Below are 19,634 nucleotides of genomic sequence, written 5' to 3'. Positions count from 1 at the left end.
AGCTCTGCCGCACGCGCCAAACAATAGATCACTTCGCGACGCGAACGCTCGAGATCTTGGGTTCGCTGCTGAACTTTTTCCTCCAATTGCGACGCATGTTTTTGTAACTGATCTTGAAACGATTTCGTCAGCAGTGCGTTTCGCACACGAGGTGCGAGTTCCATCGGATCCACTGGTTTGACCAAAAAGTCAGTCGCGCCCAGATCTAAGCATTTGAGCTTCACTTCGGCTTCACTGTTCGCCGTCAGAATCAAAACTGGCAAGTGACGAAACTCGGCACGCTCTCGAAGCTGGCGAAGAATCGTGATCCCATCGACTTCGGGCATGTTGATGTCAAGCAGCACGACATCGGGACGGTTGGCACAAATCAGATTCAGTGCGACCGAGGAATCGGTTGTCATTTCAAACGAACTGTAACCGGCTTGCTCGAGATGCTTTTTGGCGACCAAGACATTCGCGATCTCGTCGTCAACGATCATGATCTTGCCTGACAAGTGCGCAGCAGACTTTGCAGCCACATGGGATCCGAGCGGGACCGCGGCGCTAGGGAACAGGTTCGAAGGCGTGGGCGAGGAAGCGATTGAGCTAATCATGGCCGGCGTCACAATGCGTTAAGAAGATTTCAGCTCCTATAGCATGGCTCACACCTAAGCACGTCTCGGCAATGCAGCCACGGTCGCATTGGAATCATCGTTGGATCAGGTTAAATGGAACGATCTTTCCGATTATGCCGACCATCGAACTTTGAACGACGCGCTGCGAGTGTTTACAACACGGGAACGACTAAACGTTCGCGAATGGATTGAATCGCATCGACACACTTCTCGCATTCCGGCAGGCAGCCCGATCGTACTGCTTCAACTAACGCGGACGCGGGCGCCGTGAATTCGCTGTAACCCACGGTTCCACCGGCTCCCTTTAACCAGTGAGCCAAATCAATCAATTCCTGTGTCGAGCCCGAAGCCACCAGTCGCCGCATCTCGGCAATCTGAGGATCAAGCCGGCCAACAAAATCGATAATGATTTCGCAGAACTCGCGATCATCTAGCGGTAACGACGAATGGATTGGGTCACCCACCGGTTCGCTGCGGGTGGCCGGAGGTTCGGGAACTGCCATTTTCGGCGGTGCTTGCGGCGGATCGGCACAGTCAACCGCTGGGATCACGATTCGTCGTTGCAGATCGCGAATGTCATCGAGCAATTGCTCCAACTGAGAACGCTCGAATTGCCCCGCTCCCCGCTCTAACATTGCCGCGGATTCTGTGAATACGCCTAATCCGACGGTCCCGCCCGATCCTTTTAGCCAGTGGGCTTCCGCCTTCAGCGTCTCGAAATCGTCGCTGGCAATCGCGGTCTCCATCGCCTGCAACCGTTTGTCGAGTCGAGAGACAAAGTCTGTCGTGATGGCTCGATAATCGGGATCGTTCATCGGCAACGTGGGATGGATCGGGGATGCGCCGTCGTATCGCAATGATGAATCCTCGGATGCCAAGTTGGACAGCAACGGATCTGCGGTGGGTGTTTCTTTGATGGGAACTGGATTTGCCACTTCCGAGCCATCAATCATCTCGGATGTTTCAGGCTGTACAGCGTCGTCTTCGCCAAGATAAGCTTGGGCGTGGCTAAGCAGTTCGTCGATGTTGACTGGTTTGGTCAAGAAATCGTCACAACCCGCATCGATACATTTCTCGCGATCTCCCTTCATTGCGTTTCCGGTCAACGCGATGATCGGCGTGGTCACCCCACATTCACGCAAACGCCGAGTGGCCGTGTAACCATCGAGCACTGGCATCTGCATGTCCATCAAAACGAGCGAATAATCGGACTCGCTCAGCAAACGGATCGCTTCGAGACCATTTTCGGCGGTCGTTACGATCGCGCCGGCACGTCCGAGCACCAATTCGATCAGTCGTCGGTTGGCTTCGCCATCGTCGACCACCAGAACCGGCAAGGCGGGCAAACGGATCAGTCCATTTTCCGAGACGTCGGGATGACTTTGGTTGGCCTGTGACTGGATTTCTTCTGGCGTGATCACGTCTTCCATCGCTTGCGGGTCGACCGGCAGCGTAATTGTGAACGTGCTGCCGACATTGACTTCGCTGGCCACGCTCAGATCACCTCCCATCGCTTCGGTCAAACGGCGGCTAATCGATAACCCTAGACCGGTGCCCCCGTACTTTCGAGTCGTCGAGCTATCGGCCTGGACAAACGATTGAAAAATTTTGCTCTGTTGGTCGGGGGTCATCCCAATGCCGCTGTCGACCACAGCGATTTTTAGCATCGCAGCGGAATCGTCCTCCGTCACAACATCGACAACAATTTTCACTGCACCTTCGTCCGTAAACTTGATCGCGTTGCCTACCAAATTGGTGATGACTTGACGCAATCGCGTCGGATCGGTTTGCATGATGCGAGGCAAAGGTGAATTGAATTCAACGTGGACTTCCAAGTTTTTCTCAACCGCGCGTTCTTGCAGCACACTCGCTACGGTCGTGATCGTCTCTTGGACGTTTGTGTCGATCATTTCGACCTGCAATCGACCTGCTTCGATCTTGGACAGGTCAAGGATATCGTTGATCAATTCGAGCAGATGTTCACCGCTGTTGTGGATCATGTTCAGATGGCCGATCGCCTCGTCCGAATTCGTTACCAATCCACGCCGCAACACATCGGTGAATCCGAGTACCGCATTCAGCGGTGTGCGAATCTCGTGACTCATGTTGGCAAGAAACGCGCTCTTGGCTTCGTTTGCGTTTTGAGCTTCATCGCGAGCATTCGCCAATTCGACCTTGTTTTCCTCGATCAACGTGATGTCGTCAAATGTCGCAAGAAATCCCTGTCCGGTGATCGGCGTGCAATTCACGCTGAAGGTCAACATACGGCCGTTCAATTCGAAATGCAGAATTCGATCGTTCACGGAATCATTGGTATGTTTGGCATCTTCCCACGGTAAAGTCGCTGCCGTTTTGTCAGGATGGATCCAAGCCAGTTCCGAGGTTCGCTTGCCTACCAATTCTTCGGAGGTGCAGCCCAGTAAGATCGCCAGTCGTTGGTTCGCGAACAGAATGCGGTCGCGTGAGTTCAACAAGAACAATCCCACCGTGAATGTGTCAAGCGCCTTTTCGACATGGGTGGGTACCGCCCCGGACGGATCAAGGTTTTCGAGTGTTTTGCGAAGAAAGAACGAAAACTGCAACAAGCAAGCGGGGATCAAAACAATCAACAACCACGCCGGTGCCCAGTGGTCCAAACCCAGTAGTCCGCCGGTTGGTTCGAAGGCAACTTGTAGTTCGCCCCATTGTTTGCCATGACGAAAAATGGGGACCCGCATTTGGTTCATGCCGTTTTCTGCATTAGCATCCCATGTCGCTTCATGTGCCCCCGCGGAAACGACGGTTTGTCCCTCGGTGTTTCGAAGTCCAATCGATAGCACTTGAGGGTCACGCTGAACGATCGACGCCAACGTCACGTGCAGTGAATCCACTTGTCCGGACGCAGCCATTGCGGTGCCGCTAATCGCGAGCGATTCACACAATTTGGCGCGTCCGCGCAAGATCTCTTCCTGCTCGTTGGGGAAAAATCCCCCGGCACTGGCGACCAGCAAACTGCCCGTCATCAAGCCCACAAGTCCGAAAGAAATTCGGATGCGGATCGGTATACGTTGAAATAGGTTCATGTTTTTTCCCGTGCTTCTTATTCGTCCATCTCTTGGTTGCGGCGGTCCATCAATTCTTCGAGTGACTCCCCATCGTCACTGACCCCGACGCCTTGCATAATCAGCAAGGGGTCGACCGCTCGCCATGCCGGCATATGTGCCAATAACCCCGATACAAGGAACCCGCTACGCAGGGCCCATGCCACAATCCCGACAGTAAAGCTCGATGCCGCCGCTCCGGCGGTTCCGACGACAATCAAGTCGCCTTGGATTTGGCTATCGAGTTGCTTTTGATAGTTGTCTAGCTGGTCCCACATTTCACCCGGTCGGGTCAACAGGGCGTAATCGGCGACTGAGATCGGCTGGATCGCCAACTCGTCGAATCCCATGTTTGAATTCTGTAGTTGGCTTGTCACCACTGTATCGGACCGATACTGACCATCGGTCCCTTGCTCTGCGTCGATCGTGATTTGGTTGGTGGTTTGAACTTCGAATACGGCAACCTTGTCCGTTTCCTCATTGTCAGTTTGCAAAAATTCAATCACGTTCTTGGTTTCGCCGAAAGCACTTAGTTTTTCATCCCGCTCGGACTGCATGCCTACCAAGTTGACGTTGTTGACATCGGCGGTTTCGTTATCGGATTCTTTGTCCGCATCCTTGTCGGTGTCGTTGTTTTCCGCTTCGGGTTCCGGTCGTGTGTCTGGTTCGGGCGTGGTGCTCAGCGGCGGCGGTGGTAGAGGAATCGCCGCGGGAAGCACGTTGATCACCACCGTCGCAACGTTGCTGTCGCTGGCCCCATCGTTCGCCTTCCACTGAAAACTAACCGTGCCGGTAAATCCCGAGTCCGAGGTGTAGACAAATTGGCCACTCGGGTCGACGGTCAAACTGCCGCTGGCAGGTGGCGTCACCAACACAGCCGTCAATGGATCGCCATCAATGTCCACCGCATTGCTTCGGAACACGCCGGACCCAAATTCCGATCGTTGGCCCGAAATCACGTTAACTTGCGTGTTGGTCATCACCGGAGCTGTGTTGACGCCCACCACGTTTGCGGTCGCGTTGCTGACCAGCGGTCCTTCGGCGGATCCGAGCGTGTCGGTAAAGCTAACGGAAACACGCATCGCACGACCGACATCCGCAGCCGAAAGGGTATACGTACTCGATGTGGCACCCGCAATCGCGCTGCCGTCACGCGTCCATTGATAGACAAAGCTGCCTAGTCCATCTGCATCGGCAATGCCGCTGGTGTCGGCGGACAAGGTCTGTCCCTGCGTCGCGACTCCGACGATGACGGGTTGTCCCGTGGCGACGTCGTTGACGGAAGTGGTGTCCACGATAATGTTTTTTGAATGATCCGTTGTCGCATCGGCCACGGTAATGGTCACCGTGGTGGAGGTCGCGGTGCCGACGGCCGCTTGGTTTTCGGTCGGATCAAACACCAGTTGGCGAATTGCGATTTGTGCCGCTGCGGCCGTGGAAGCGGTTCGCGAGTACACACCTCCGCCATCGTTGCTAAACCCGCTGGCCACGAGCGAAGCCGTGGTAAACGATCCATTGACATTGCCGCCGCTTAGTGAAACGGTGATCGACACATTGTCGCCGTCCACATCGGTGATCGTGACGCTGTCAAACACCGCCTTGGTGGCGTTGTCGTTCATCGTTTGGTTGGCCGTTCCGGCAATCACCGGAGCGTCGTTCTGATCGGTGATCGTGATGGAATAGTTGGCCGAGTGGTCGGGATCGCCTGAGATCAAGGCGTCATCGACTTCGACGCTGACATCAAGCGAGGGGTTGGTTTCAAAGTCGAGCGTCACGCCCGTTTTCAAGTGCAATTCGTTGCCGCCGACGATCTCAAACATGGCGGCATCGTCACCCGCCAGCGAAAGATCATTTGTTCCTGTTCCATCATCGGTGATGGCGATGTCGGCAACTTTGATGCTGCCGGAACTGGTGTCGGTATTCTCGCCCATTGTTGTGACGACGGGAGTCAGCGTGACCGTGGGCGCTTCGTTGACATTCGTAATCGAGATGGAAAGAGAATCCGAATCCTCAAACGTGACGCCAATTTGCGAATCATCTACCTTGACTGTTACATCAAGCGAGGGATTGGTTTCGAAGTCGAGCGTCACGCCCGCTTTCAAGTGCAATTCGTTACCACCGACGATCTCAAACATGCCTGCGTCATCACCGGACAACGAAAGTACATTGGTCCCGTTGCCATCGTCGGCGATTACGATATCCGAGATCTTGATACTCGAGCCCGTGTCGGCATCTTCCGCCAACGAGGCGAGTTTGTTGGTCAGCGTGACGGTGGGAGCGGTATTTGTACCTGCGGTTCCATATTGCCGAGCGAAGACGCCACTGGTGTCAACCTCACCGGTTTGATCCCCAGCCCCGCTCCAAGCGACGACGAAGTTGTTGACATCCAGCATCGCAACCGAAGCCCTGCTCTGCGTACCGGAGGTACTCTCGTTAACTCGGAATTCGCCACCAATTTCTGTGCCATCGGCAAGGTACTTCTGGCCGAAGACTCCCGACGAATCGGATTGTCCGGACTGCGATCCGTAGCCTTCCCAAACGACGATGAAGTTTCCATTTTCGTCCATCGCGATCGAAGGATCTTCTTGATCAAAGCTAGAGGTGGTCGCGACCGTTTGCGTCGACTCAACCGTGTTTCCGGTGTTGCTATAGCGCTGCAGATAGACATCGCTCGGAGTGATCGCCCCGGATTGCCGCCACACGATGACAAACGACCCGTCGCTGTGCATCGCCAGGGAGGCGTTGCCGGCGAAGGTACTGCCCGAGACGGTGACTTGGCTGCCCTGCTCATTGGCGTTGTCGTCAAAGCGTTGGAAATGGACTCCCGATGAATCGTCCCAGGCGATGACGAAGTCGCCGTTGGTATTGACCGAAATCGCAGCATCGTATTGGGTTCCGAAGGTGCTGCTGTTGACCCGGAATTCGCTGCCGACTGCGGCTCCGTCGGCATCAAACCGTTGAGCAAAGATGCCTGCCGAATCGACTTCGCCGGCTTGGGCACCATTGCCCTGCCACGCGATCACAAATTCGCCGGTTTGATTGTTCATCCCAATGATTGAATTCTTTTGGGTTCCCGAGGTGGTGGTGTTAGCAACCAGTTCGCCTGTCAACGCCGTGCCATCGGCAGCGAATCGCCGGTAATAAATGTCGTCCCCGGTCGCTCCTTGATTGCTCGTCCACGTTACGACAAACGTGCCGTCGAACGCGGATGAGACGCTGGCCCATTGTTGATCGTTGGTGATCGTTTCGTTGACGCGAAACTCGGACGTGATCGCCGATCCGCTTGCGTCAAATCGCTGGGCATAGACTCCCTTGCCCGATCCGTCTTGGTTCAGACTGGTCCACACGACGACGTAACTGCCATCGGCGGCCATCGACACCGCCTGTTGATTGCCACGGTCTTCAGCGCTGGTCACCTGTTGATCGCCGACTTCATCGTTAACCAAAAACTCATTTGATGCCGACAATGTTTCGTCGGCATCGGTCACGGTCACGGTAATCGCTTGGCTGTCCGAATAAGTGCCATCACTGACCGAAACCGTAACGTCGTACACGTTGTCGCCGCCAACGTCCCCGGGAACTTCATAGTTGGGTGGCGTCACGAAGCTCAATTCGCCCGTCGAGCTGTTGATCGTAAATTTCGTCGCATCCGCTCCACTGCTGATCGAATAGGTCAGCGTTTGCGCCGGAACATCAGCATCCGTTGCCGTGACCGTCGTCACCGCGACGGTGTTTTCAATGACGTTGATCGCTGCGCTTGCACCGCCTCCGTTGCTGCTGATCACGGGTGCAGTGTTCGCATCCGCCATAGGTCCTGACAATGAAAAACCGAATATTTGTTCTGACGCTGTGTCCAAACCGACATCGGAACCGTCCATGATGAGGGTGGCGGTAAAGCTGGATGCTGCGGATCCTAGGTCTGTCGTGGTTACGGTAAGTGCAAAAACGTCATTACCCGTTGCGGCAATGCTGTTGCTGCCAAAGGTCCCTCCGTCTTTGACCGATACGAGAATCTCACCCGCTCGGAGCGTATGTCCTCCAACATCGATTGTGTCTTCGACAAGATCGAGTCCCTGCAATTGACCGGACAAAATGAGCGGCTCGTCGATCAATGTTTGTAATGACCCCGTGGTGTTAGCTTCACCGACATCATCCGGAGTGAAATACTGGATTTTGTGATGCTGAGCGGAATTGGTATGAGCAAGCAAAAAACTTCCTTTGGCGAGCAGGACATCACCAACCAGGGTGTTCTTGGTAATCAAGGTGACGGCGTGGAATCCATAGCCGACGGGGTCGTCTAGCAGGATTTGGAACGTTCCGGCACTGTAGTCACCTTCGCTGTCGGGGCGAAAAATCACCAAGTCGTTGCGAGTGACCGTTAACGAATTCGTGCTGACGAGATTTTCGGTGTCGCGTGTGGCAAACAGAATGTCACCGGCTTGCAATGCGATCGTGCTACTGTTGCCAATGGTGATATCTTCGGTCACGTAGTGCAGCGCCTCAATATCGGCGCCGCCGGTGACGAACGACGACAGATCGAAGTAGCTTGAAAAAGTGCCGTCGGTCGTGCCAGCCACAGGATCGAGGCTATTGATGCTTCCGAAATCAATCACCTCACCCGCATCCCAGCCGCCTAACCCAGGAGCTCCGCTTCCCGAGACCGTTTCATCGGTACTCAAGAGGATGCTTGACACCATGGCGTGTTCGTAGGCGCCGATGTCAACCGGCCCATTACGCAATGCGCCGCGCTGGTCGATCGAGGGAGCACCGGTTGCGGTGCCTGCGTTGTACGCGGCGCTTCCCGCTGTAATAGCGTGCGTATTGGTCGAGCCCCCGTTGTTTGCAAGTGCCGCAAGATTGGGGTTGACTCCGGTCACGTCCGAGACAAAACCGGTGGCCGAACCCACCGTTTGAATCAAGTTGAATCCGTTGCTGGAAAACGCCCCCATCACATCGGCATTGCCGTTGACTCCGGTGTTTCCCGCCACGATCGTGTTGGATATCGTTACCACCGCACCACTGTTGAAGATCCCTCCGCCTTTATCACCTGTGTTCAACGTGATTGTTGAATTGGTGATCGTGATATTGGTATCGGTATACAGTCCCCCTCCATCGCTGCTAGCCGTATTACCACTGATGGTAACGTTGGTTAACGATCCACCATCGGCGCCGTGGAAATTGATCGCCCCCCCTTTGCCCGAAGCATTATTGTTGAACAACAACACACGTTGTAAGTTGGCAGTTCCATGGACGTGAATTGCACCACCATCGTTACTTGAATTGTTCTGCAGCATAGCGTCCGATAGATTCAACGTGCTTGAATCATTGACGTAGATCCCACCACCGTTGCTCTCATCGCCACCTTGGATTGTCATCGACGACATCGTGACCACACTGGTTCCTTGTAGTTCAAAGACGCGTTTGCCGAGCGCGCTACCGTCAATAATCGTCGATCGAGCATCCGAGCCGGTGATGGTTAGATTCTTATTGATCTCAAGCGTGTCAATGGTCAGATTGTAAGTGCCTGCACCAAGCACAATGGTGTCCCCGGCGGTCGCTAACGCGATTGCTTCGCGAAACGAGGTTAGGCCATTGGCAATTTGTTCATCGACTAAGGTGTCGACCGTGATCGTTGCTAGTTTGCCAGCCCAATTTTGTTGCAGCTCGGAACTGAATGCGACCTTCGACTCGATTGCTCCGGTGCGATATTCCAAGACCCAATCGGCAGCAAAACTGGCGTGCCCCGTATCGTCATCACTGGCCGCGACATCGGCGCCGGTTAACGTACTGACCGAATCGATAAGCGTGCGGCCGTTCTCACCCGATGCCAGGTCACATCCGTAAAACAGAATGTCGGCATCGACGTTGAGCGAGGAATTCCATCCCGCAATTTGCCCAGCGTACCCGTCGAGATTCTCGCTGCCGAGCCAAACATTGCCCAAGCGAACGGCAAAATCTTCGGCGTGCGAAACAATATGCAGTGACGAAACGTTGGAACGCGCAGAAAGAATCTCGCTGATCTGGTCCACGCCATCCCGCTGTGCGTCCAGCACGAAAACTTCAAAATTACGCTCTGACTGACCAAGATCTTCCAGTAATTGCTCGAGATGCTGGACGCGTGAATCGACCACGACAATCTCGACCGCAGCTTGAGTCGCCTGGTTTTGCGAGGCCGTATCGAGCGACGAGGATTCACTTTCGGCGGGGGCAACCTCTGCCACCATCACTGCGGAATCGTCCGCAGCATCCATGGCGGCAGCGTCAATTGGCGAGGCACTAAATAGAATTCGCGGCTCGAGCGGCGAAAGTTCTAGACCTCGCTGCCACGAGCGACGTGAAACCGGTCCTCGCATCCTATTGCGTGTGCAAACCGCCAATTGATCGAGCATCAACCGAGATTGCTGCCACCAATTGCGGGTTCGAAAGGACATCGGGTGTTACTCGTGAGGTTACGCGTAGAGTCGAGACTTTTTGATTTGTAACGCTTACTGACCAATAAAAAGTTACCCGACGACTAACGGTGAGGACGGGATTGCTCGGCAAGATAAACATGGGTGGATAGTTAAGGTGTGACGATTATTCCGCCAACGCAGGTATTAACGTCATACACAGTAAGTCCTTCGTTTTTCGGTGCATCCGTCTGTTTCTGATCTGCTAGTTGTGCCGATCTAGAGGAATGGTGGGATCATTCCGTCGATTTCCACTGGACATCACACAGGACGGCCGAAGCGATCACCGACGAGAAAAACATTCATTTCCGGGCAACTCGAGTGCACCAGACTCGTATGAAAATGTTCAACGAAACGACTGGACAACAGAGCACCCAAGCCATTGGGTGTCGCTCGTTAACCCAGATTGCAGTGCGATCGTGGGTGTTGTTTGTTGCTGCAATCACATGCACCTCGGCCGATGCCCAATATCCGATCGATTTTCGTGTCGATACGCTGCAAAGTGCTACCGAAAACCATGCCGTCAGCTCGCTGGATCCTTATCGAGCCCGAGCCACGTTGCTGCCGGATACCGTGCCCAACCAGTTTGCTAGCGATTCTTCGGGACAGCCGGTACATCCCGTTGCACCGATGTGGTGGGAAACTCCGCTCAGCCATTCGATCGGATTGGCGGAAAACACGATGGCGGTGGATATCCATTCGCTGATCGAGATGGCATTGGCTTCCTCGCCGTACATTCAGGCGATTTTGACCGAGCCTCAGATTCAACGAACGGAAATCACGATTGCCGATGCCGAATTCGACTCACTCAGTTTTGTCGAATCCAAATTTGTCGACACCAGTGACCCGGTGGGCAGCAAATTAACCACCGGTGACAACTCGGATCGATTCCGCGACGAAACGCTCAGCGGTGCTGCGGGCGTTCGCCGGAAAACGCGGTCGGGTGGTCAATTCGAAATGTCGCAGCGGGCGGGATACCAGGCCAATAACTCGACATTTTTGACGCCGAACCCTCAAGGCACCACACGGCTCGAATTCAGTTTTACTCAGCCGTTGATGAAAGATCGCGGTACGACCTTCAATCAAACTCGCATTTTGCTCGCGCGTTTGGAAGTCGGCGAAGTGAATGCCGAAGTTCGAGCCAATCTAGAAAACCATCTCGTGGATGTCGCACGCGCGTATTGGGATCTGTTCCAAGCACGTGCTGAATGGTTGCAACGCAGTCGTTTGCTCGAATCGGCAAATCATCTGCACCAAATTTTGCTGTCGCGAAAAGGCGTCGATTCTCAACAACGGCAAATTTTGCGAGCAAGCGTGGCCGTCGCAAGTCGTCGTTCGGATCTGATCCGCGCCGAAGCCCGTATTCGTAATGCCCAATCGCGGCTGCGTATGTTGACCGGAAGCGAACAGCTGCGATTCGCACATCACCAAGAACTCACACCCCAAGATCAACCGTTCACAATTCCGGTGGAATTGTCGTTGCGCGAGTCGGTCTTTACGGCGCTCGAACATCGCGCTGATATCAATCAATCCATTCGTAAAATCCAATCCACGTCGGCGCGTGTGGGCGCAGCGCGTAATCAAGTGCTGCCGCGATTGGATTTGATTCTCAGCAGCTACATCGCAGGGCTCGATGGCAACCGCAGCTCACTGAGGGCGTTTGAAAATCAATTTAGTGATGGTCGCCCCAGCTATGCGGCGGGATTCTTGTTCGAACTGCCCGCGGGTAACCGGGCTAGCCGTGCGCGGCTGAATCGCAATCGTCTGGAGATGACGCGTGCGATGTTCGAGTTCCAGCAAACCACCGAGGTGGCGTTTGCCGAAGTCGAGATTGCTGCCCGCGAAACGCAAACGGCGTTTGCCGAAATGATGGTCAAACAACAATCAATCGTGGCACAGCAGCGTGAAGTCAATTATCTGCAACAGCGGTGGGAACTATTGCCTGATCCTAACGAATCCGCCGTCTTGTTGATCGACGACTTGTTGGATGCCCAAGAACGACTGGCCGACGAAGAACGTGCCTATGTCAACGCCCAGGTCGCCTATGTCATGTCGTGGGTGAATCTGCGAAAGGCGATGGGGATGTTGCTTCGATTCGATCATTTCTCGACGCAAGATGTCTCGGGAGAGGCAAACACGGCCGCCCCCGAACCCCCCCATGTCGACCGTGATTCTCCCGATCAAATGTATGGCGGCGATTCGTTTGACGAAGATACGCTGATGGGCAGTTGGTTCGGAATGCATGGGGACTCGGAGGCAGGCCCATGATCGCTTCGTTTTGGAATCCTACCAGCCGAGCGAAGCAGGCCGAAGTGACCGCACGACGGATTCGTTCGGAGGATTGGGTACGCCAGCAGATTACGGCAGCACGACAGCGTTCGCTCGCGCTAAAGCACGCGTCGGTCGACGCATTGGTTTCGCACACCAATCGGTTGCGGTTGGCTGCCCGGGAACAGCATCGCCAAGCCCATCAACACCTAGCCGCTAGCCAAGCATCCGCCAGCGAAGAGCTGTTTACGTCCGCCGCCGCTGCGGTGATCGAATCGATTCGACAAACGTTCGGGATCGAACTGTTTGACGTTCAACTGCATGCCGGATTAGTAATTGCATCGGATGCGGTCGCGGAAATGCAGACCGGCGAGGGCAAAACGCTGTCCGGAGTCCTGCCTGCGTATCTGAAATCGCTGACCGGGCGTGGTGTCCACGTGATCACTCCGAATGCGTATCTAGCCCAGCGAGATCAAGAAAAACTCGATCCCGTCTTTTCGCGACTTGGGGTGACAACCGCGATTTTAAAGGAACAAGCCGATCCATCGGTGAACCGCCAAGCTTACCAGGCGGATGTTACGTATGGTCCCGCTCATGCATTTGGATTCGACTATTTACGTGACCAAATTTCAATCGGGGATGGTTCGTTTTCGCTGTATGACCGAATTCGAAACCGTTTGCACACAAGCGAAAAAATTCAGCGACCGCTGCATGCCGCAATCATCGACGAGATCGACAACGTGTTGATCGACGATGCTGTGTCCCCATTGATTCTCAGCAGCGGTAGTGGCCAACAGGCGACCGATGCGGAGCTGCACCGGATTGCTTGCGTCGTTGCGAAACGGCTTGAACTCGATTGTCATTACGTCGTCGATGCATCCCAGCGAGTGGTGCATTTAACCGAGTCTGGCTTTCAGACGGTCTACAAGAATCGTCAGATGGCGGTGCATCCGCAACTCGTCCGCCCTTGGCATGAATACGTCATGCTGGCGATTCGGATCAAAGAATTTTATAGGCGGGATGTCGATTACGTCGTCAGCGACCGAAGGATCAAAATCGTGGATGGATCCACCGGACGAATTTTTGATGATCGTACCTGGTCCGGCGGGCTACACCAGGCGGCCGAAGCAACCGAGCGACTGCCAATCACCGCAGAAACTCGGTCATTGGCCCGGATCACACGGCAACGCTTTTTTCGTTACTACGAATCGATTGCTGGGATGACCGGTACCGCTCGCGGTTGCGAGCATGAATTTGCATCGGTGTATGGTTTGGCTGTTCAGCCGATCCCGCTGCGGATCGCCACTCGCCGTGTCATGCACCCCGACTGTATTACTCGAACAATGGCGGAAAAATGGCAGGCCATTGCCGAGGAAACACATCAACTGCATGAACTCGGACGCCCCGTATTGATTGGCACGTCGGCGATCAGCGAAAGTATGTCCGTCGCCGACGCGCTGGAACAGCGAGGTTTGACCTTTGCACTTCTTAACGGAGTTCAAGACGCAGACGAAGCCAGCGTGATTCGAATGGCCGGGAAAACGCGGGCGATTACTGTTGCTACGAATTTGGCGGGACGAGGTACTGACATCGCGCTGGACTGCGTCTCGCGTGAACTCGGCGGGTTGCACGTGATCGTGACGCAGCGAAGTGGACTCGCTCGCGTCGATCGACAACTAATCGGGCGAGGTGCCCGTTGTGGGGATCCCGGATCGGCCCGGATTTATCTTTCGGCCGAAGACGATTTAATTCGACTGCACGCGCCGTGGATCGCGCGATCGCTGGTGCGATCCAGCCTGAGCGACCTGCACGCGATGCCCAAGATCCAGCGGCAATTGAAAACCGCCCAATCCAATCAACAACGTCGCGAGGCCGGACTGCGATTGCGACTCCTGAAACAAGATAACGAAACCGCGACGCTGTTGCGGCGACACGCTCACCGTAGTGGATCTTATTAAAGATCCTGAGACAGGGGATCTGTAACAAGATTCACTATGGGAAAAACTTGAATAATATATTCGGTGCTGCGAGCGGTTGACCATCGTTTGCTGCCCGTCTTTGTCGAAAATGGAACTTAGACAATGAACAATATTCACCATTACATCTCATTGGCGGTGCTGGCAACGTGCACCCTATCGTCAACGATTTCACGGGCGGCAGAAGCGGAAAGTTTCACCGAACCCTATAAACGCGTTGACGTACCGGCAGCCGAGATTGGCATTCTCGCCGAAATTCGAGTCACCGAAGGTGACGAGGTATATCCGACTCAATTGCTGGCTCAACTTGACGATTCGGTGCTGAAAGCGTCGCTCGAGGTCGCGAAGTCGGCTAAAGACGCAACCGGATCACGTCTGGGAGCCACCTTGGAACTGGAAAATCGACAAAAACAGCTGGCCAGTTACAAGGAACTGCGTGAACGTGGCAACGCTTCGGTGCGAGAACTTGATCGCAGTGAAACCGAGTACCAGCAAGCCAAATCTCGATTGCAATCGATCAACGAAGAGCTCGAGGTGCGACGTCTCGAATACGAACGTGTGAAAGCTCAGATCAAACAGCGCCGCATCGAATCGCCGATCTCCGGCGTCGTGGTCGAGATCCGAAAGGATCAAGGCGAATTCGTTTCGCCTACCGATCCTGTGGTCATGCAGATCGTCCAGCTTGACAATCTGAAAGCCATTTTTTCGGTTCCACTTGATGCTGCAGCCCGCATGGCGGTCCAGCAACAAGTCACCCTGTTGGTCGGGCACAACGCAGTGCCGACGGCGGCGGTGATCGAATATGTCTCGCCCGTTGCCGACGCGGAGAGCGGTTCGGTGCGAATCAAAATCCGCATTCCCAACCGGGACCGCCAACTGCAAAGCGGCGTCGTGGTTCGCTGGCAATACACCGATGCTCCCGCCGACAACAACGGCTTGGTCGGCGACCGTACGCCTCGTGTAGGTCAGGCTGCCGCGTCGCCATCGATTCGTTTTTCTGCTCACTAGTTTTTCGCTGGACTTGTCTTGATGCCGGGTAAACCGCCGAACCAGCCGTACGTTTCGTCATCGCCACTGGGCGGTCCGGGACTGCTGCGCCATGGCGATTCCTCAACGCCTCATCGCGACTGTCATTCGGTGATCGATTCCGACGATGCCAACGCGATGGATTTGATCGATGACCGATTGCGTGTGTTGTCCGTTGCCATCGAGTTGCAGTTGCTGTTGGATTCGCGATCCCATTTGCATGATGCTGCGGGAGATGTGGCGAAACAAGTCAGCGAGACACTCTCGGCATCACGTGTGTATGTGGCTTGGCGGCCGCTCGGTTCGGACAACGCCAAGTTAGGTCCGCTGCAGATTGTCGGGCATCACCCTGCGTCGGAATCGTCACGGCCTGCGGATTCCGGCCGACTGCTCAACGCCGCGATCGACGAGATAGCGGTGCGGGGCGATTGGACTTGTTGGCCGATTACCGACCACACCAATCGTCACGCGCTGATGGCGGTGTCGCAATTCGTCAACGAAACCGAGATCGATCGGCTGACGAGCGTCTGTTTGACCGACGACGAGGGTAAAGTTCGCGGCGTGTTGCTTGTCGTGGATGATGATGTTGATCCCGCAGTGTCCACGCGGTTGCTCGACGTGCTGCGGTTTCCCGTGCTCAGTAAATTGCAATCGATCGAGCGCTGTTCGCCCAGTCGATTTGAACGTGTCACGCGACACCTCGCCGATCTTGGCAACGGCATCCGGGGACGAATGGCATTGTACGCATCGCTCGTGATCGGCGGGTTGCTGTGTTTCCCCGTTCATTACCATGTTCGTTGCGATTGTGAATTGCAGCCGATTTCACGACGCTACGTTGCCTCGCCGATCGATGGTCCACTCGAAAAGTCATACGTTCGCCCCGGGGATCGAGTCAGCGAAGGGGATTTGGTGGCCAGTATCGATGCCCGGGAAATTGAATACAAACTTGCGGGGCTGCGTGCCGAGTTGAGCGGCGCCAAACAACAGCGGAATCGGCATGTGGTGCAGCATGATTTTGCATCCAGTAAAATCGCGGAACTCGAGTCTGAACGTTTGACTCTTGAGATGGACCTTTTGCAGTATCATCGAGGCAACTTGGAAATCCGCAGCCCGATCGACGGAGTGATCGTTAGCGGCGATCATCACGAAAGTGTTGGGGCGCCGCTGCAACAAGGGGACGCGTTATTCGAGATTGCACCGCTGGGCGAGATGATGGTCGAAGTAGCGGTCGACGAACGTGAATTTCCTTATGTCGATTCTGGGATGCTGGTTCAGGTAACGTTGCTCGCGCTGCCGGGGCAGCATGTCGATGGTCAAATCGAACGAGTGCATCCGCAAGCGGAACTGAAGAACCACCAAAATGTCTTCATCGCTGAGTCCAAAATCCAGGATCCCAACCACGTGATGCGTCCTGGGATGCGCGGTCATGCCTGGGTCAAAAGTGATCGCCATCCGCTTGGTTGGGTTTTGTTCCATCGGCTGTACGCTTCACTACGTTCGATGGTTGGGTGGTAACCGATGTCACGACGTGACCCGAACACGATTGATTTAACCGAGCAGCCGATCCGGCTGGCCGACGATTTGCGTTTCTGGCCGATCCAACAGCATGGGCAAACGGCATATCGCATCGAGATCCCTTCGCTACATCGCTTTTTCCATGTGGGTTACGAAGAGTACGTCTTTTTGTCGTTGTTAGACGGAAAGACCACGGTTCCGCAAGCGTGTGGGCTCGCCGCCGCAACGCTGGGCAGCCAAGCACCGACCACCGAACAAGCTCAGTCGATTGTGTACTGGTTGCTCGAAAACGAACTGGGGTACCTTGCCGAGGGCGATTCACCGTTACGAAAAGGGGATACGGAATCGCGGGCAACCGGTTCGGGATTCTCGCTTTCATCGCTGAATCCGTTTTGGATGAAAGTGCCGTTGCTGAAATCGCAGCGCTGGATCACGGCGATCGCCGCACCGCTGCGTGCGGTGTTTTCTCCGGCTGCGATGGTGTTGGGGATCTTGCTTATCCTTGGCGGCGGTGTTTGCGTGACGTTTCATTGGGATCGTTTTTGGACTCAGTCGGCTCAGGTTTGGAGTCGCTCGAATTGGATCTGGTTATTTTCGTTTTGGATTGCGCTGAAGATCATTCATGAACTCGCCCATGCAGTCGCCTGCCATCGGCAAGGTGCCAACGCACGCGAGGTGGGAGTGGTCTTCGTTCTATTCGCGCCTTTGGCGTATGTGGATGTCACTAGTTGTTGGCGATTGAACAGCAAGTGGGCAAGGATTGCAGTTTCCGCAGCGGGAATGTATGTCGAACTTGTAATTGCATCTGCCGCCATGATCGCATGGTCGCTGGTCGAATCTCCGTCGCTCGCCTTCTTACTGCACCGGCTGATCTTTGCTGCGGGGATTTCGACGGTTCTGTTTAATGCGAATGCATTGATGCGTTTTGATGGCTACTATATTTTGTCGGATTGGTTAGAGATCCCCAACCTGTATTCTGCGTCGTCGCAGGCTGTCGAGCAGTGGTTCCGCCGAGTCTTGGTGGGGACGCCACCGCCGAGCAGTTCGCTGCATGGATGGCGTCGCCATTTCGTCTTGGTCTATGGGATTGCCGCACTGCTTTGGCGGATCGCGATCTGTACGACTCTGATGCTTGCCGCTTCGGCGATGTTCTCGGGTGCCGGAATCGTGTTGGTGGCGTCTGGCATTTGGATGTGGTTTCTGCGTCCGGCAAAACGTCATGCTCAGAACGCAGTGAAATTGCTGCAAGGCGACTTCTTCACTTTTTGCCGAGCCGCGGTCGTCGGCACTGGATTGGTGGCCGGAACTGTAGCGGTGGTCGGCTGGATGCCGATTCCGACATCCTCTCAGGCGGCGGCGGTCGTCCAGTATGCACCCGAAACGCGAATTCGCAGCCGCGTCGATGGTTTTGTTCGTCACGTTCACGTTCGTGACCAAGACCATGTGCTCCGAGGTGATTTGCTGATCGAGATTGAGAATCGCGAGTTAACGAACCATCGTGATCGACTGCGGATCGAACAACAGCAGATCGAAATCAAAATTCGGCAAGCGATTGACAAAAAAGAGACGAGCGAACGAATTGTTTTGCAAGAACATTTGAAATCGATCCAACAACAATACGACCAGATCGCCAAGCAATGCGAGGGACTTCGCATCACCGCATCGCGTGACGGACAAGTCATGACTCGAGGACTCGAGCAGAGTGTTGGCAAGTTTGTCCGTCAGGGTGACTTGTTGATAACCGTCGCACTGCCGAAGGACAAAGAGGTCATGGCGGTGGTTAGCCAATCGCAGATTGAACAAGCCCGTCCCGTCGTGGGTAATGACGTCTTCGTGCGGTACGACAATCACCGTCATGCGAAAGCCTATTTCGAAAAACTCGAACCTCGAGCGACCGACCGGCTTGGAATCGCATCGCTGTCATCACTCGAAGGCGGACCGCTGAGTGTGCAAGGGCCCATCGCCGCGTCCAGCTCCGATTCCGATCATGACCTCCGATTGTTGGAACCCCATTTCGTCGGGCGAATCCGGCTGGACGGACATGCTGCGAACGTGCTGCCCGCCGGATTGCGAGTCGAGGTGGAATTGAACCGCAAGACCGATCCACTGCTGCGCCGTGCGTCGGACAAAATCACTCGGTTGTGGCACACGCTGCAGCAAGAATCGCTGCGTTAGTTTGCCGATACGAGCGACCTTCTTCGCGGTACCGGGCGAATTTATAGCGGTGCGGCGCAAGCCGCCCGGTAGAAACCGAACGTTTTCTCTCGCCGCAACCGGACGGGCCCCGCGAGCACTACTCAAACTAGATGGCATTGGGCGTAAGGCATGCGGGAGTACGTGCAACCCGGCCGCTCACTCGCGAGCGGCTCACAAAATCAATAGCCCGCTCGCGACGCACCGCTTACCAAACGCGGCACGACACCGCGAAGTAACGCTGGCGATTCTTTGGCATCCTTGATGCCTACCGGCCAGTCTGCAACGAGCGTGATCGCGGACGGATTTACAACAATTCTTTTGCACGTTTTGGCATCAAGGTTGCACGTTTGCTCGGTTTCGATGACAGTTTGTATTCGCGACTTTTCTTCCACACGCCAACCCTCGTTCTTTCTCTATGCTATTTCCAGTCAATGGTGGGGTCGACCGCAGCCTTTATCTCATCGGTGTGGCGGTTCGATTGCCCCTTATGCCTTTCGGCTTGTGTCTCTT

8 protein-coding genes are annotated in these 19,634 nt (G+C 54.9%); 5 read left to right on the top strand and 3 right to left on the bottom strand.

The window, feature by feature from the left end:
* From ABX962_RS08550 to ABX962_RS08540, 3 genes are all read right to left on the bottom strand, one after another.
* Window positions 1–593, bottom strand: a 593-nt coding sequence (locus ABX962_RS08550) for a response regulator (protein WP_372718460.1), incomplete at its 3' end; no start/stop codon positions are given.
* Window positions 594–766: 173 nt separating this feature from the next.
* Window positions 767–3,676, bottom strand: a complete 2,910-nt coding sequence (locus ABX962_RS08545; RefSeq protein WP_372718458.1) for an ATP-binding protein — start codon at window positions 3,674–3,676, stop codon at window positions 767–769.
* Window positions 3,677–3,693: 17 nt separating this feature from the next.
* Window positions 3,694–10,125 carry a DUF4347 domain-containing protein gene (locus ABX962_RS08540; RefSeq protein WP_372718456.1) on the bottom strand — a complete coding sequence of 2,144 codons (6,432 nt, stop codon included), beginning with the start codon at window positions 10,123–10,125 and terminating at the stop codon, window positions 3,694–3,696.
* Between the two features lie 354 nt (window positions 10,126–10,479).
* Between ABX962_RS08540 and ABX962_RS08535 the strand changes: the two genes are divergently transcribed.
* The 5 genes from ABX962_RS08535 to ABX962_RS08515 all read left to right on the top strand — a co-directional run bounded on the left by ABX962_RS08535 (window position 10,480) and on the right by ABX962_RS08515 (window position 19,103).
* On the top strand, window positions 10,480–12,411 hold the full coding sequence (locus ABX962_RS08535) for a TolC family protein (RefSeq protein WP_372718454.1): 1,932 nt from the start codon (window positions 10,480–10,482) through the stop codon (window positions 12,409–12,411).
* Window positions 12,408–14,369 (top strand): preprotein translocase subunit SecA, encoded by a 1,962-nt coding sequence (locus ABX962_RS08530; RefSeq protein WP_372718452.1) that lies wholly within the window; start codon window positions 12,408–12,410, stop codon window positions 14,367–14,369. The genes ABX962_RS08535 and ABX962_RS08530 overlap by 4 nt, the downstream gene beginning before the upstream one ends.
* A gap of 123 nt (window positions 14,370–14,492) precedes the next feature.
* On the top strand, window positions 14,493–15,395 hold the full coding sequence (locus ABX962_RS08525) for an efflux RND transporter periplasmic adaptor subunit (RefSeq protein WP_372718450.1): 903 nt from the start codon (window positions 14,493–14,495) through the stop codon (window positions 15,393–15,395).
* Between the two features lie 21 nt (window positions 15,396–15,416).
* The gene (locus ABX962_RS08520) at window positions 15,417–16,928 is read left to right on the top strand and encodes an efflux RND transporter periplasmic adaptor subunit (protein ID WP_372718448.1); all 1,512 of its coding nucleotides are present in this window, start codon (window positions 15,417–15,419) and stop codon (window positions 16,926–16,928) included.
* A 3-nt stretch (window positions 16,929–16,931) separates the two neighbouring features.
* Complete coding sequence (locus ABX962_RS08515; protein WP_372718447.1) at window positions 16,932–19,103, top strand: HlyD family efflux transporter periplasmic adaptor subunit; 2,172 nt, start codon at window positions 16,932–16,934, stop codon at window positions 19,101–19,103.
* Window positions 19,104–19,634: the final 531 nt, after the last annotated feature.

The organism is Novipirellula sp., assembly GCF_041583735.1.
GTDB lineage: Bacteria > Planctomycetota > Planctomycetia > Pirellulales > Pirellulaceae > Novipirellula.
This window is presented reverse-complemented; position numbering and strand designations above follow the sequence as displayed.